The 15,410-nt window shown below is 60.2% G+C and carries 13 protein-coding genes; 7 read left to right on the top strand and 6 right to left on the bottom strand.

Translation table 11 applies throughout. The annotated features are described in order from the left end of the window. Positions 1-34: 34 nt before the first annotated feature. Positions 35-2,062 (top strand): TRAP transporter permease, encoded by a 2,028-nt coding sequence (locus tag TQ98_RS12330; protein WP_044872715.1) that lies wholly within the window; start codon positions 35-37, stop codon positions 2,060-2,062. Next, the gene (locus TQ98_RS12325; protein WP_044872716.1) at positions 2,059-2,469 is read left to right on the top strand and encodes a DUF1850 domain-containing protein; all 411 of its coding nucleotides are present in this window, start codon (positions 2,059-2,061) and stop codon (positions 2,467-2,469) included. The genes TQ98_RS12330 and TQ98_RS12325 overlap by 4 nt, the downstream gene beginning before the upstream one ends. Positions 2,470-2,653: 184 nt before the next feature. On the opposite strand, the gene TQ98_RS12320 is transcribed toward TQ98_RS12325, so the two are convergent. From TQ98_RS12320 to TQ98_RS12305, 4 genes are all read right to left on the bottom strand, one after another. Further along, a complete protein-coding gene (locus TQ98_RS12320) occupies positions 2,654-3,778 on the bottom strand; it encodes a YbdK family carboxylate-amine ligase (RefSeq protein ID WP_044872717.1) in 1,125 nt (374 codons plus the stop codon). 1 nt (position 3,779) lies between these two features. After that, positions 3,780-4,967, bottom strand: a complete 1,188-nt coding sequence (locus TQ98_RS12315) for a cation:proton antiporter (RefSeq protein ID WP_044872718.1) — start codon at positions 4,965-4,967, stop codon at positions 3,780-3,782. A gap of 143 nt (positions 4,968-5,110) precedes the next feature. Next, positions 5,111-5,752, bottom strand: coding sequence for an SCO family protein (locus TQ98_RS12310; RefSeq protein ID WP_044872719.1), 642 nt, complete (start codon positions 5,750-5,752; stop codon positions 5,111-5,113). A gap of 22 nt (positions 5,753-5,774) precedes the next feature. Further along, positions 5,775-7,664 (bottom strand): multicopper oxidase domain-containing protein, encoded by a 1,890-nt coding sequence (locus tag TQ98_RS12305; protein ID WP_044872720.1) that lies wholly within the window; start codon positions 7,662-7,664, stop codon positions 5,775-5,777. Between the two features lie 135 nt (positions 7,665-7,799). On the opposite strand from TQ98_RS12305, the gene TQ98_RS27620 reads away from it, so the two are divergent. Further along, positions 7,800-8,069 carry a hypothetical protein gene (locus TQ98_RS27620; protein WP_146036010.1) on the top strand — a complete coding sequence of 90 codons (270 nt, stop codon included), beginning with the start codon at positions 7,800-7,802 and terminating at the stop codon, positions 8,067-8,069. 251 nt (positions 8,070-8,320) lie between these two features. On the opposite strand, the gene TQ98_RS27615 is transcribed toward TQ98_RS27620, so the two are convergent. Both TQ98_RS27615 and nhaA read right to left on the bottom strand, forming a co-directional pair. Further along, the gene (locus TQ98_RS27615; RefSeq protein WP_146036009.1) at positions 8,321-8,731 is read right to left on the bottom strand and encodes a hypothetical protein; all 411 of its coding nucleotides are present in this window, start codon (positions 8,729-8,731) and stop codon (positions 8,321-8,323) included. Positions 8,732-9,136: 405 nt separating this feature from the next. After that, the gene (gene nhaA, locus TQ98_RS12300; protein ID WP_177410216.1) at positions 9,137-10,504 is read right to left on the bottom strand and encodes a Na+/H+ antiporter NhaA; all 1,368 of its coding nucleotides are present in this window, start codon (positions 10,502-10,504) and stop codon (positions 9,137-9,139) included. 271 nt (positions 10,505-10,775) lie between these two features. Here nhaA and otsB point away from each other — a divergent pair, with 271 nt between their 5' ends. Genes otsB through TQ98_RS27610 form a run of 4 tightly spaced genes read left to right on the top strand, consistent with a single transcriptional unit; the run spans position 10,776 to position 15,295 of the window. Then, a complete protein-coding gene (gene otsB, locus TQ98_RS12295) occupies positions 10,776-11,600 on the top strand; it encodes a trehalose-phosphatase (protein ID WP_082073232.1) in 825 nt (274 codons plus the stop codon). After that, the gene (locus tag TQ98_RS12290; RefSeq protein ID WP_044872721.1) at positions 11,597-13,393 is read left to right on the top strand and encodes a glycoside hydrolase family 15 protein; all 1,797 of its coding nucleotides are present in this window, start codon (positions 11,597-11,599) and stop codon (positions 13,391-13,393) included. Before otsB ends, TQ98_RS12290 begins: the two co-directional genes overlap by 4 nt. Next, entirely contained in the window at positions 13,378-14,790 is a 1,413-nt protein-coding gene (otsA, locus tag TQ98_RS12285) for an alpha,alpha-trehalose-phosphate synthase (UDP-forming) (protein ID WP_044872722.1), read from the top strand. The genes TQ98_RS12290 and otsA overlap by 16 nt, the downstream gene beginning before the upstream one ends. A 7-nt stretch (positions 14,791-14,797) precedes the next feature. After that, a complete protein-coding gene (locus TQ98_RS27610) occupies positions 14,798-15,295 on the top strand; it encodes a hypothetical protein (protein ID WP_146036008.1) in 498 nt (165 codons plus the stop codon). Positions 15,296-15,410 lie beyond the last annotated feature (115 nt).

The raw sequence follows: 15,410 nt of genomic DNA, 5'->3' as shown, positions 1-15,410 counted from the left end.
CCCACACCGGGAAGGCCGCTGCAGGAGACCCCGCATGAGCGATACCTCTCATGGCCTACACGTCGACACTGCGCGCTGGCCTACCAGTCTGTTCGCTGTCGCCCTGGCGTTCTCGATCTTCCAGGTCGCTACTGCAGCTTTCCCGTTGATTTCCACTCAAATCCTGCGCGCGGTACACGTGGGCTTCCTGCTGCTGGTGGTCTACCTGTGCTACCCCGCCCACGGCCATAGTCGCCCCTGGCAGCCGCTGGCCTGGCTGCTCGGTCTTGCGGGCATGGCAACAGCTGCCTACCAGTGGATCTTCGAGGGCGAGCTGATCCAGAGATCCGGCGAGCTTACCCAAACCGACATGGTGATCGGCCTGCTGCTGATCGTGCTGGTATTCGAAGCCGCGCGCCGGGTCATGGGTATCGCCCTGCCGATCATCTGCTCGCTCTTCCTGGCCTATGGCCTGTTCGGGGAATACTTGCCGGGCGATTTGGCGCACCGTGGCTACGGCTTCGACCAGATCGTCAACCAGCTGTCGTTCGGCACTGAGGGCTTATACGGCACGCCCACCTACGTGTCGGCCACCTACATCTATCTGTTCATCCTGTTCGGCGCCTTCCTCGAGCAGGCCGGGATGATCCGCCTGTTCACCGATTTCGCGATGGGGCTGTTCGGTCACCGCAGTGGCGGTCCCGCCAAGGTCTCGGTTTTCTCTTCGGCACTCATGGGCACCATTACTGGGTCCGGGGTGGCCAACGTGGTCACCACGGGGCAGTTCACCATCCCGTTGATGAAGCGCTTTGGCTACTTGCCGGCCTTCGCCGGTGGCGTCGAGGCCACCTCCAGCATGGGTAGCCAGATCATGCCTCCGGTGATGGGAGCCGTGGCCTTCATCATGGCCGAGACCATCAACGTACCTTACGCCGAGGTGGCCAAGGCTGCGTTGATCCCAGCGCTGCTCTATTTCGGCTCGGTGTACTGGATGGTGCACCTGGAAGCGCGGCGCAGCCATCTACACGGTCTGCCGCGGGATCAGTGCCCCAGCGCCATCGGCGCTTTACGCCAACGCTGGTTCCTGCTGATCCCTCTAGTGGTATTGATCATTTTATTGTTCTCCGGACGCACGCCACTGTACTCAGGCATGGTCGGCCTGGCCTTAACTGCGATTGTCATCCTCGGCTCGGCGATCATCCTGCACGCCAACAACACCTGGCTACGCGTCGCCTTCTGGGCGGCGCTTGGCGTGCTCTGTTCAGGTTTCTTCCGCCTGGGTATCGGGGTGATCCTGCTGGTTATCGCAGCCCTTGCCCTGACCTGCTTTTTCATTCACGGCGGCCGCACGACCCTGCACGCCTGCGTCATGGCCTTGGCCGAGGGAGCGCGTCATGCTGTGCCGGTGGGCATCGCTTGCACCCTGGTCGGGGTGATCATTGGCATCATCACACTGACCGGGGTAGCTACTACTTTCGCCGGCTACATTCTTGACCTGGGCCGCGACAACCTGTTCCTCTCGCTGCTGCTGACCATGCTTACTTGTCTGGTATTGGGCATGGGCATTCCCACCATCCCTAACTACATCATCACCAGCTCCATCGCCGCCCCGGCATTGCTGGAGCTGGGTGTGCCGTTGATCGTTTCCCACATGTTCGTGTTTTATTTCGGCATTCTCGCCGACCTCACCCCACCGGTGGCCCTGGCCTGCTTTGCGGCAGCGCCCATCGCCCAGGAGAAAGGGCTGAAGATCAGCTTCTGGGCGGTGCGCATTGCCCTGGCCGGTTTCGTCGTGCCCTTCATGGCGGTATACGACCCGGCACTGATGATGCAGGGCGACAGCTGGGTAGCCACGGTGTACATGTTGATCAAAGCGGTGCTCGCCATCGTGCTCTGGGGCATGGCCTCGATTGGCCACTTCGTCGGCCCCGTGCCCTGGTGGGAGCGTGGCCTGGCATTCGCCGCCGGACTGCTGCTGATCCTCTCCCTGCCGATTACTGACGAGGCCGGCTTCGCGCTGGGTGCCGCGGTGATCGGCTGGCACCTGTGGCGGCATCGTGCGACCTCTGGGCAACCGGCATGACCGGCCTGTGCCTGGGGCTGGCCGGCCTGGTTTGGGCCAGCCTGCCGCTGCAGCAGTTCACCTTGGCCTGGCAGCACAGCATCGAGAAAATCCGCTGGGAGGAGGACTATCAAGTGACATCCTCCGGTCTGGTGCTGGGAGAAGCGCGGGTACGAGGTAGCGGCGCCGGGATGGAGATACCGGACGGCGCCGTGGCGTTCGACGGCGCCTGGCATTACCACCGCCAGTTGCCGCCGCTGCAACCCCTGCACGTGGGGCGAACACCCGAGGCCGGTGACTACGAGATCTGTAGCCCGTGGGGCTGTAAAGAGCTGGCGTACTGGCTGGGCCCACCTGACGCCGCCCAACCGGCGGTAGATCTATGGGCTTGCGAATTGCCTGTAATAGGCAACAACAAGTCCCACTGAGCTGCCTGAACTTTTTGTTCCGTCAGTGGGCGATGCCAACCTTCTCATGCCAGTTCTATTTGGAGGCACCAATCGCAGGACCCACGGCAATCCCGTCCGGACAATTCGTGCGCGTTCTCCTCGTGCACTTCCGTGACGTACCCAGTACGTCCAGCCACAGCGCGACGGCATAGGGGGGCCGAAGTCATGGCGCGTCGCTGCAAAATCGCGCGAGCGCGGCATCGACCATGCCTTCGACGCTGCCCCGGGATTGGTATTCGCGGCGCAACAGCGTTGCGTCGCTGCCCTCATGGGTAATGCGATAGACGTGCTCGAGAGCGGCCGGGCACTTCAAAACTTCGGCCTGGGGCTGAAGGTGGCGAATTGTTGTCAGGATGTCCTCGCGTAGTGGGAGGTATTCATACGTTCTGGGGTGAACGATGGTGCCATCAAGGCCAAAGCGGCAGGCTTGAAAGCGGTTGTAGTTGTAAACGAGGTAGTCATCCTCCACCGGGGCGACTTCACTTCGCTCCAGCAGATATCGGCAGAGACACTGAAGATAACAAGCCAGCGCAGCTGCTCGTTCCACCGACAGCGGCATATCACACACCCGCAACTCGAGCGTGCCGTACTCGGGTTTGGGCCGGATATCCCAATAGAAGTCCTTCATGCTCTTGACGATGCCCGTGAGTTCCATCTTGGCAAAATACTGGTCAGAGAAGCTGTCCCAGTCGAGGATGAATGGCGCACGGCCGCTAAGTGGAAAGGCAAAGACGGAGTTCAGTCGAGCGGAATTGAAGAGCGTGTCGCGTCGTTGCACGAAGGGTGAAGAAGCGGACAGTGCGATGAACTGGGGTACGTATCGATTGAGGGCATGCAACAGGTAGAGTGCCTCGCTGCCATTGCCACAGCCCACATGGATATGCAGGCCGAATACGGTGAATTGCTCAATGAGGTAACCATATAGGGCTGATACTTCGCGGTACCTGGGCTTGGGGTAGATTCTACGTTCCGACCACAGCTGGAACGGATGGGTGCCGCCACCACAGATGCCCACGTTTAGCTGGCCACTTGCGTGAATGAGGGTGTCCCTCATCTGGCGTAACTGCATCAGCAGGCTGTCATGTTCGCGGTGAACGTCAGTGGATACCTCGATCATGCTTTCCGTGACTTCCGGCGTGACATTCCCGGGAAAGGCTTTGCGTTCCAGCAGGGAAAGCAGGTCGGGGCTGGCAGCGATCAAGTCGAAGTCGCTCAGACTGACCAGCTGCAATTCCAGCTCGACGCCCAGGCTGAGCGCGTCAGACTGTTTGAAGGCCTCTAACGGCATCTCAGTGTTCTCCCTTTACCTGCACCTCATGAGCCAGGACCAAAGCACTTTGCGTAAGCAGTGGCCCCACAATCTCCAGCACTAAGGCAGCGGTTGCCAAAGGGGCCAACTGGTCGAAGAGATTGATACCCAAATAGCGGGTTTGCTCGAGTACCAGAATGACGAATGCCGAAAAAGGGCCTAACGCGATACCCAGCAGAACCCCCTTGTACAAAGATATCCCGCTCAGGTGCGCGAACAGCAACACCCCCGCCAGCTTGGCCAGCGCACGAACCAGGACCAGCGACAAGCCAATTCCCAGCCCTGCCATCACGACACGCCATTCCAGCGTGGCGGCAATGAACACGAACAACAGTACCGCCAGGAGATCGCCCAGGGGCCCAAAGTTTCGCTGCGTCTGGCTCATCACAAGGCGGCGGTGGCGGGCCACCAGTCCGAAGGTGAGCGCGGCCAGCACAGGGGAAAGCTTCAAGGCGTGAACCAAGGCCACCAGCGCGATGATGGCAATCGCAAAGGCCAGCGTGGCGTCCTGAGTTGCCCGCCCCAGCCAGCGAAAGAGTGTCGGCATCAGCAGCCCGGGAACGGCCCCCAGCGCCGCGGAAAGCAACAGCAGGTACAGGCTGCTGGAAATGGCGTCCCAGAGATTGCCGGAGGTCCGGAACACCGCCAAGCCAACCACCACTTTGAACACGAAGACCGCCAGCACACAGTTGAGCGCCGAAAGGTGAAGCAGGCGCTCGGTGACTTGTCCGGAGCCGCACTGCTCGTTGATTACCCGCAACACCGTGGCCGGCGACGTGGCCATGGAGACTGAGGCCAGCAACAACGCCGTCAGCCGCGACGTGTCAAAGGCGAGGGCCAACAGATAGACCGCCCCAAACGTCAGGCCGGCCTCTGCCAAGCAGGTGACACCCAGCCAGGGATTGGTCCGCAGCCAGCGCAAGTTGAAGCGGTAGCCAACCTCGAACAGGATCAGGGCGAAGGCGATATGGGCTAACAGGAAAATCCCCGGCTCCGATGAACTTGGTAGAAGCCCGAGTTGTGACGAAGCCATGAGGAACCCGCCCAGGCCGTAAATGCTGATGCGTGACAGGCGCGCCCAGCGGAAGGCTGCTTCACCGGCCAACCAGGCGAAGAGGATTGCCAGTGGCCACGCCATCTCCCGGGCAAGCGTGCTGATATCCGGCACCGCAGTTCTCCCTTAAGGCTCGAACATTGAGTATTGGCCCCTGGGATCAACTTTGCGTCCGTCTTTGCCCGAAATCGGCCCTGCGGCGTAGTAGACGGCACCATGCGCCGCAGGAAACCTGCACTACCTCACGCCGCCTCACCTCAACCGAGATTCGACGCGGCGTCGTAGCGTGTGGCGACCATCCTGGTATCCACATGGTTGATGGTGGTGATGATCCGCTTCGCGTCACAGAGCGCCGGCGCCATCGTCCAGCGCTGAGTGCGGTCATTGCCGATGCGCAGCATCCCGGTGTGGGTAGACAGGTTCTCGTCCACCTCCGGTACTGGATCGAAGAAGCCGAGGCTGTAGCGCAGTCGTCGGATGTCAGCTGGTTCCCCCGTCAGGAACATCCAGCCAGGTCTCGCGCCGTGCCTATCGGCATAGGCCTTAAGCACCTCAGGCGAATCCAGTTGCGGCTGCAGCGTGATCGAATACAGCTGAACCTCCCTGCCAAGGCGATCGCCCAGCAGCCATTGGACCCTGCGCATATTGACCGTCATGGTCGGGCAGATGCCTTCGCACATGACGTACATCATGTTGATCACCACGACCTTGCCGTGGATCAGGTCATCATAGAAACGGACCTTTGTTCCATCCTGGGTATACAGCGGCACGTTGGCGAATAGTGTTTTCGCTTTCCTGGCGGGCCTCGATTCATCAGCCACCTGCGGAATGGTGTACCAGAGCGCGCCACCCAGAGTCGCGACACCCAGTCCGGCTATCAAGTCGCGTCGTGTGTTCATACGGAGATCTCCAATTCCCGGATCAGCTGATGCGCCGTTTGCCTGGCGGTTGATTGGTATCGGCGCTGCCACTGTTTGGCGATGGACCGCTGGTATCTGCTTCGATATCCCAACGCACCATCATCGCGTGGTCTTCATGGATAAGGTTGTGGCAGTGCATGGGATGCTTGCCGAGGAAGTCGCGGAAACGCAGGAAGACCTTGATGGTCATATCCTCGCCCAGCACATAAACGTCTTTGCGACCTTGCTCGTGGGGTGGGATGGGGACGTTCTGGCCTTTCACTGTCTTGCTGATAATTCGCCCTTCCTCGAAGTGGATGTGGATGGGGTGGTCCCAACCATCCTCCGGATTAACCAGCTCCCAAACCTCTGCACTGCCCTGGCGTATTCGCGCACTGACGAAAGTGGGGTCAAAGAACCGGCCATTCACGGCCCACATTCCATTCTTGCGTTCAAAAACCCAGCGTCGCACTGGTGCCGCGGCAATCTCTTCAGGATCGAGTGGACGCAACGGCCGCAACACCGGCGGCACATGGCTGACGTCCTGCTCGGTGGGGAAGCGATCAACAATGATCTTCAGCACCCGGACGCCTGGTTTCCGGACATCCTTGGGCTGCCGTGTATCGTCAGGTCGGTGCGTGAGGCGATTCACCAGGTACAACTCCGTGCCGACCACGTAGCGGGAAAAGTCGACGACGATATCCGCTCGCTCGGTGACCCCAAGACGAACCTTGGTCTGGTTCAGCAGCGGCGCCGGTAAGAGGTTGCCGTCATTGCCGATGTAGATGAACTTCTGCTCCACGTCGCTTGGCGACACCAGGTAGAACTCATAAAAGCGGCTGGGACCGCCATTGAGCAGGCGGAACCGATACTTCCGGGCTGCAACTCGCAATACTGGCTCTATGTGGCCATTGACGGTGACCTTGTCGCCGAGCACACCCTCGGGGCTGACTTGGTCCCAGAAGAGGATTCCGTCCGGATCGAAGCGCTTGTCGTTGAAGATCAACGGATAGTCGTAGGGGTGGCTCGGCAAGCGTAGGGCACTTGGGTTCGGGTCGTGCTCATTGCCCGAATCAAGGTCGTCGAAAAGCAGGAAGAATCCCGCCAGGCCGCGGTACACATTAGGTGCCGTAAAGTCGAACGTGTGGTCGTGGTAGAACAGCGTTCCCAGCGCCTCGCGCGGGTCGCCGATTCCATTCTGGAACTCATCGAATCCGGCGTAGATGTTCCCATAGTGGTGATCCTTGAACTCGCCCGGCGACGCCAGCGTTGGACCGGCTTTGACTGCACTGTAGTAGTCTCCCGGGAAACCGTCGCTTTCCGACGCCGTATGAGCGTTGTGCAGGTGCGTGGAGATTTCTGGAGTACCGAAGCCGACATGATCCTGGGGCAGCGCATTGTGGATGCGCAGGATTATTGGCTGGCCGTAACGCGCAAAAATCGTTGGACCCGGAGCTGTAGCGCCCGGCACATTGCCCTCGTAACCCCAGACTCGCTGAGGTGGATAGGCCGGATTGAACACCCAGTCCGGTCGTTCCTTGGCCCTCAGTTCGTACGTGACCGCAACACCCAGTTCGGCAAATCGCTGGTGAGGGGCACGGCCCGCCTCACCGGCGGAGGTATTCGCTTGCTCTGTTGGCTCCGGGTCCAGGGTAACCGGCTGGAGTACCGTAATTTCCTCTGGGAGATCGATCTGCCAGGGGATGGTGGCTGGGCTTGGCGGGATGAACGGACGGACAACATCTTCTTCTTCGTCATCGCGGCTGCTTTTCGCGCCTAGGCTCAGAGGCGCGGCGACGGCGGAGAATGCCAGTGCTGTCGCGGTTAACTTGAGGAAGCCTCTTCTGAAGGATTGGTTGTTTGCCCTAGCTGTATTCTTAGTTGGAGATGTTGCCCTAGTTGGTGTTTTCATGGGGTCTCCTGCCCCCCCAATCTGTAGTTCTTCTATGTATTGATGATTTCAAGGAATGACGTCAGTCTGCGAGAAAGCGCACACCAGATGACGCCGGCTACAAACTTACCAAAGCATCACCAGAGCCATCTGTAAATGGCATTTATAAAAATAATAGCAATTTTCCTGCCGCGCGCGATTGACCGTGACTATCAGATGCTCGTTTATATACTACAACCGATCGATCGCCGAGCCGATAAATTACTATTGATATTTAGGCAAATTAAAGCCGTCAATCTGGTGGCGGATCTGGGTGGGGAAAATAATAATATCTATCCTTCAGGACTGAAGGCAATAGTGAAACCTTGGCTCGGAACTCACTTTATATACTGCGGAAAAATTGCACTAAAATCCAAGAAATTTTGAAGTATCTTAGGCGAAAAAGAAAAGCCGCCCAAAAGACGGCCAAAGAGGGGGTATCACGGATGAAGCCCGAGTGTAGCAAGTCGCTCCGGCCAGGTAAGCTGTTTATTTCCTCAGTCTTGACAGATCGGAGAGGCGCTCTGTGGCCGTCGTTTCGCCTGAATTGCCGTTGCTTACCGGACCTTTGAGCCGGAGGGGCACGATACCGCTGCGTGGGATTCGCTCCCTGGAGCGGCGGGAATATGCGGCAATCATCACAGTTTCGAGTTGGCCCCGGCTGGTGATAGCTGTTCGGAAACATCCGCAGTACGGGAGGACGCATCAAGTTTTCTGCACTGTTCAATATGCTGGGCACAAGCTTCATTGCCTTGCCGTATTGCATCCATTGACTTGAGCACTGCGTCAATATTTGACATGGAAGCGGATCTCAGTAGTAGTCTGATTTGATGGTTTGAATGCCTGACGTGTGCCTCGATTGCCTTCTGATGGTCCGCGCCAATATCGACTCCCTGAGCGCTGAGAGATTTGTCCGATGCGGTCTTCCTTGGTGGATGCACTGTCACTGCCGCCTCGGCGTTAGTATTTGACGCTCCATGTGCCGCCAATAGATCCGAGTAAAGCAGCAGAGATACAGGGAATAGCCAGAGGACTTTGGAAATGCGCATGGCTGACTCTCATCGGGTGGCCTCTGTTGAGCCTTAAATTATATGGCCTCAGTGTGATTTCAATCTTGTCATTCGGACGGCAAATGCGACCGCTTGGCCCGCAGCGCGGGAATCGCCCGCGTCAGAGTCCATCTAACACCCCAGATCACCAAAAGATCTGGAGTGGGTATACCCGCCTTCCGGATTTGCGGAAAATGACCAGAACTTCAACTACGCTTTTCTTGTCCTTGAAAAGGGACTTGGTGGAAGCCACCACGGCCTCCTTCGTGAGGGCCCGACCGTGGTGGTTTTCCCTCTGCATCGGGCCGCCCCGGCATCCCCTGATTATTCGTTGGCTCCTGACGAAAGCAGCTTTGATCCACGCTGCGCCTATCGTGTCGCCCTCAATGCGCCGCAGGGAACTTGCTAGCGCACCGGCGTATCGGCCGACTGTGTGCGAGCAACCAGCACGCGACCATAGGCCAGCCCGGCAATCCCGGCGGTCGCCGAACCGACCAGTACGCCTAGTTTGGCGGCGCTCAACAGTTCCTGTTGGGGGAAGGCAAGATTGGCGATGAAGATTGACATGGTAAATCCGATCCCAGCCAGGCAGCCGATCAAGACCATCCACGGCCAGGTTGTGCCCGGTGGCAGGCTGCACCAACCCAGGCGCACCACCAGCCAGCTGCTGCACAGCACGCCCACGGGCTTGCCTAGTACCAGGGCCAGTGCAACACCGGAAAGCATGGCCAGGGAGCTGCCTTCGCCCAGATCCACACCGTTGAGATTCACGCCCGCATTGGCCAGCGCAAACAGTGGCATCACCAGAAAGGCGACCCAGGGGTGCAGCGCCATTTGTACACGCGTCACCGGCGGCAGCAGCTCGCGCTGTGCCTGTCGCAGCTGCTTGATCGGTGCCATCAGCTCGTTGGCATCACCGTTGGTGGCCTGCTCGCGTTCAGCAAAATCGCTGATCGCCCGCTTCGCCAGCTGCAGGGGCTGTTCCATGACCTTTACGGGGCGAACCGGAGTCATCAGGCCTAGTACCACGCCTGCCAGGGCCGGATGGGCGCCGGTTTTCAGCAGGCCGAACCACAGCAGTGCGCCGGGCGCCACGTAGGCATAGGCCGAGCCGACACCAATCCACTGCAAGACCAGTACGAGCAAGATGCCCGCACCGGCGAAGACGAAGCCCAGCGCATCCAGCCCCCCTGAATAAAACACGGCGATGATCACCACGGCGACGATGTCGTCGATGATTGCGAGGGCCAGCAGGAATACCCGCACCGAAGCCGGCACGGAGCGCCCCAGCAGGGCCAGGACACCCACCGCGAAGGCGATGTCGGTGGCAGTCGGCACTGCCCAACCCGGGCGCAACTCTTCGGCGCCGTTGAGCGAGAGATACAGCAGGGCCGGGACCAGGACGCCGCCGCAGGCGGCGACCACCGGCAAGGCGGCCAGCTTGATATCGGCTAACGCGCCTTCGTGGCTCTCCCGGCGGATTTCCATGCCGACCACCAGGAAGAACACCGTCATCAGCGCATCGTTGATCCAGAAATGCAGGGAGTGCGAGAGGACATGTTCGCCCAGTGAGAAGGACAGCGGCAGGTGCCAGAGGTGTTCATAGCTAGCAGCGGCGGGCGAGTTGGCCCAGATCAGCGCGATGGCGGCAGCGATCAGTAGGACAACGCCACTGAGCGCTTCAATGTGCAGGAATTTTTCGAGGGTATTGAAGGCCTTATCAGCCACCCGTTGCGCAGCCGGCAACGCCTCGCGGGAAGGATGTAGGTTCATGGTCGCTCGTTCTCGACAACTGTGCGGCGGCCCGACCAACACAAGAAACCTGTCTGACTGCACTGCGCAGAAACGACACCCGAGCAACACTTTACACACATGCCCCTAGGTCGACTACCGGCCACCTGTGGTAGCAGAGTGCTCCTGAATATACTGGCGCGCCAGAAGCACCGCAGGTCGGCCCCTCCAATATCTGTGCTAGGCTTTTAATCTCTTCCTTTCCGTCGCTGCTCCTCGAAGCGCAGCGGCGCAGCAAGGTGGAGACTGGCCCATGCACAACTCGATGGTTGAAGGGCAAGTCGATCCAGCCGTGGCTGCCACTCACTGTGATGCTTCGGCGAGTGCCCTGCTGGACGACTGGCTAAGCGAGTGCGGGCAAGCGTGCGCGTTGTTTCTCGATGTCGACGGCACCCTTCTGGATATTGCCGACACCCCTGACGCAGTCCGTGTGCCCCAGGTGTTACCTGCGGCCCTGAAAGTTCTACATCGCCGGCTCGACGGCGCACTGGCGCTGGTCAGCGGGCGCTCGGTCGACAATCTGGATTGCCTCTTTCCCCCTATGCGGCTACCGGCCTCTGGAGGCCATGGCGCCCACTGGCGAGTGCGCGCCGACGCCCCCCTGTGCCATGAGACGACGACGGTCCTTAGCTCCACGCTGCGCGAAAAGCTGATGGCCCTGGCATGTTCGCAGCCCGGCGTAATCTGCGAGGACAAGGGCAGCAGCGTCGCCATGCACTATCGCCGCGTGCCAGCAGCCGGCGAAACCCTCGCTGCTGCCCTGCGTGACCTGCTGGACGAACCTGGAAATCGAGGATTGCGTCTGCTGCCCGGCAAGATGGTATTCGAGGTAGTCGCCCACAGTGGTGACAAGTCCCAAGCGATAAGACGCTTTCTCGAATTCGCGCCATTCGCCGGGAGGCGTCCGTTATTCATAGGTGACGACGTAACCGATGAGGCCGCCTTGGCCCTGATGCCTGCCTTAGGCGGGCTGGGCCTCTCGGTCGGGAAGCTGCTGCCCGGAGCGAGCGCTGCCTTCGCCGATGCCGCAGAGGTTCGTTCGGCACTGATCAAGGCGGCGGGAGGCCTGCAGCGATGACTCATCCGCACCACGGCGCACTGGAGCTCGGGCTCATCGGCAATTGCCGCGTCGCCGCACTGGTCAACGCCCAGGGGCGGCTGGTGTGGTGGTGCTACCCCAACTTCGATGGCGATCCGGCCTTTTCGCGCCTGCTGGCCGGCGACGAAGAGAAGGGCTTCAGTGACTGCCTGCTCGAAGGCATGAGCAGCAGCCGCTCGGAGTACCTGCGCAATACGGCGATCATCAGTACCACCCTCCAGGATGCGGAAGGCAATGCCGTGCGTATCACCGATTTCGCCCCGCGATTCCTCCAATACGGCCGATACTACCGGCCGGCACAACTGTGTCGCCTGATCGAGCCATTGCAGGGGCTGCCCCGGGTAACCCTGCGCGTCCGCCCGACCCATGATTACGGCAAGCCTTGCCAGGCCATTGCTGGGTCCAGCCATATCCGCTATCTGGGCAGCGTCGAAGCGATCCGCCTCACTACGGATGCACCGCTGTCCTACATCCTGCACGAAACGCCATTCGTGCTCAGGCGTCCCATCAGTATGGTCATGGGGGTGGACGAGTCGCTCGACAACGCCCCGTGCGAGGTGGTCAAGGCCTTTCTCCAACGGACCTACGCCAACTGGCACGAGTGGGTGCGCTCCCTGGCAATTCCCTTCGAGTGGCAGGAGGTGGTCATCCGCTCCGCCATCACTCTCAAGCTATGCAGCTTCGAAGAGACCGGTGCCATCATCGCCGCGGTGACCACCTCGATTCCCGAGGCGCCGGGTTCACAACGCAATTGGGATTATCGCTACTGCTGGTTGCGCGACGCCTATTTCGTGATCCTGGCACTCAACCGCCTGGGCGCGACCAAGACCATGGAACGCTACGTCGATTTCATCACCACGGTGGCCACCGGCGACGTTGACCTGCGGCCCCTGTACGGTGTCGTTCCCGACCTGGATCTGCACGAGCGGGTCGAGCCCGACTTGGCTGGCTACCTCGGCCACGGGCCGGTGCGGGTCGGCAACCAAGCCGCCGAGCAGGTCCAGCACGACGTGTTCGGCTCCGTCGTGCTGGCCGTACTGCAGAGCTTCGTCGACCAACGACTACCGAATCCGAGCGATGCGGGCATGCTGCGCCTACTGGAATCGCTGGCTTCGCGAGCGGCCCGCTGCGCCTTCGTGCCGGACGCCGGGATCTGGGAGTATCGTGGCCGCCAGCGCGTGCACACACACTCGGCCCTATTGTGCTGGGCGGCCTGCGATCGGGTTGGACGCATCGCCACGCGGCTCGGATTTACTCAGGCGGCGACCACTTGGCGTAAAGAAGCAGTTCGCCTGCGCGAACGAATCCTGCGCGGAGCCTGGAACGAGCGACGGCAGTCCTTCACCGGCAGTTTCGACAGCGACGACCTGGATGCCAGCGTGTTGCTCATGCATGAACTCGGCATCATCGAAGCCAATGACCCACGCTTCATTGCCACTGTGGACTGCGTAGGGCGCGAACTCAACGTCAACGGTCACCTCCTACGCTACGCTGCCGCCGACGATTTCGGCGTCCCTGAGACGGCCTTCCTGGTGGTGAAATTCTGGTACCTGGACGCTCTCGCTGCGATCGGTCGGCGTGACCAAGCTCGCGCGCTCTACACTGAACTGGTAGCTACGCGCAACGGTTACGGCTTGCTGTCGGAGGATCTCCACCCGCTTTCCGGCGAACTGTGGGGCAATATTCCCCAGACCTACTCAATGGCGGGCCTGATCAATTCCGCGATGCGCCTGTCCATCAGTTGGGAGGAAGGTCTGTGCCTCGGCTCGTAGTAGTTTCCAACCGGGTGGTGGTGCCTGAGGAGGGCAACCCCAGTGCCCCCGGCGGTCTGGCCGTAGCGGTAGAGGCCACTATGCGCGGGCGTGATGGGCTTTGGTTCGGCTGGAGTGGCCAGGTGGCGGACGAGCCCCCAGCCTTCACGACTACCGAGCGCGGGACAGTGAAATACGTCCTGACTGATGTGCGTCCCCAGGACTTCCAGGAGTATTACAACGGCTTTGCCAATCGCGTCCTGTGGCCGATCCTGCATTATCGGGTCGATCTCGCAGAATTCAGCGAAGCGGATTTCGGCGGCTATCTGCGCGTCAATGAATTCTTCGCCGAACGTTTGGACCAGTTGCTCGAAACGGACGACGTACTCTGGGTGCACGACTACCATCTGATTCCTCTGGCCCAAGCACTACGCGCGCGAGGGCGTGCTAACCGTATCGGATTCTTCCTACATATCCCCATGCCGCCGCCTGACCTGCTGACCACCTTACCTCACCATGCAGAGCTGGTCCGGGCGCTCACGGAATACAACCTGATTGGTTTTCAGACCGAGAACGACGCAGGCAATTTCGCCCGCTATTTGACCCGCGTGGTCGGCGCGGCAACGCCTGACGGCCGGGACTATCACCTGGGCCATCAGCATTTTCGCGTCGGGGTGTTCCCCGTAGGGGTCGACACCGACGGTTTCCGCCGCATGGCGGAGGCCTCAGTTCGCACTGCCTGCGCCATGGAGTTAGAGGAAAGCCTTGCTGGCCGCGCCTTGGTGGTGGGCGTGGATCGTCTCGATTACTCGAAGGGCATCGTCAGCCGGATCGACAGCTACGAGCGCTTCCTCGAGAAATATCCCGAGTGGCACAGCCGGGTCACTTACCTGCAGATTGCCCCCGGTAGCCGCCAGGAGATTCCCGAATACGCCGATATCGACGCACTGGTCAACGCCAGAGTCGGACACATTAATGGCCGTTTCGGAGCGGTATCCTGGGTGCCGCTACGCTACGTGAGCCGCAACCATCGACGTGAGGACATCGCGATGGTACTGCGCCTAGCACGAATTGGCCTGGTCACGCCGCTGCGCGATGGAATGAACTTGGTCGCCAAGGAATTCGTCGCAGCCCAAGACCCGACCGACCCTGGTGTGCTGATCCTTTCGCAGTTCGCCGGCGCCGCAGCTGAGCTGAGGGCGGCGCTGATCATCAATCCTCATGACCGCGATACCGTGGCCGATGCCATCAATACCGCGTTGCTCATGCCGCTCGAGGAACGCTGCGCTCGCCATCAGGAGATGTACGCCGTGCTGGAGGACAATGACATCCGCGACTGGGGACGGAGCTTCATCGACGCCCTGAGACGTCCTGGCGGGGCATCAAACTGGTTGTCGAATCGCTTCATCGCCAATTGACCTCGCGGTGAGCGTCGAAGCGACAGTTTTGAATAGTGGCGCAACTGATCAATGCTCCATTGCATCGCGAGGCATCACCCGATTGGAAAACGTGTCAGTGCGCCGGCATTACATGTCCTGCCATCTAATCGGCAAAGCTGCACCAGAGAGCACATGGTGCCCATATGCCACACTTGCCGTAAAGGCAGGGAGAAAGGTGCAGCTTGTGTGGGTGATCAGGGTGATGATTTTCGCTACCGTTTGGCTGACTTTTGCGATGGCCAGTTCGTGGTGGATCGCACATCGGCAGGATCCGACCGACGGCATTTGGTTCCAAGGTGTCAAAGCGTTCCCTGCGATCGTCGTGGCTTTCCTCGCTATGGACGGCTTCGTGAGGTACACCGGAGTCGGAGAGCACCATCCCTGGCTTGTGCTAGCAGTGTTGTGTGTCATTGGGATTGCTCTCTATCTACCCGGCATCGTGGCAACGCTGTGGGTGGAATGGATGTTGCTCGCCCCTGTTTGACTGTGGCCGATTTGCCTGCGGTCAACTCCCTCGATACCTTCCTGATTTGAAGGCTTCCTCGCGTCTAACTTGAGACCTAGCGGTCGTTAATCCTGTGTGGAAGGCGGTACGTCGC

This window comes from Pseudomonas sp. LFM046 (assembly GCF_000949385.2).
In the GTDB taxonomy this organism is placed as follows: domain Bacteria; phylum Pseudomonadota; class Gammaproteobacteria; order Pseudomonadales; family Pseudomonadaceae; genus Metapseudomonas.
The sequence above is the reverse complement of the archived record's forward strand: the minus strand, read 5'-3'. Positions and strand labels throughout refer to the sequence as shown.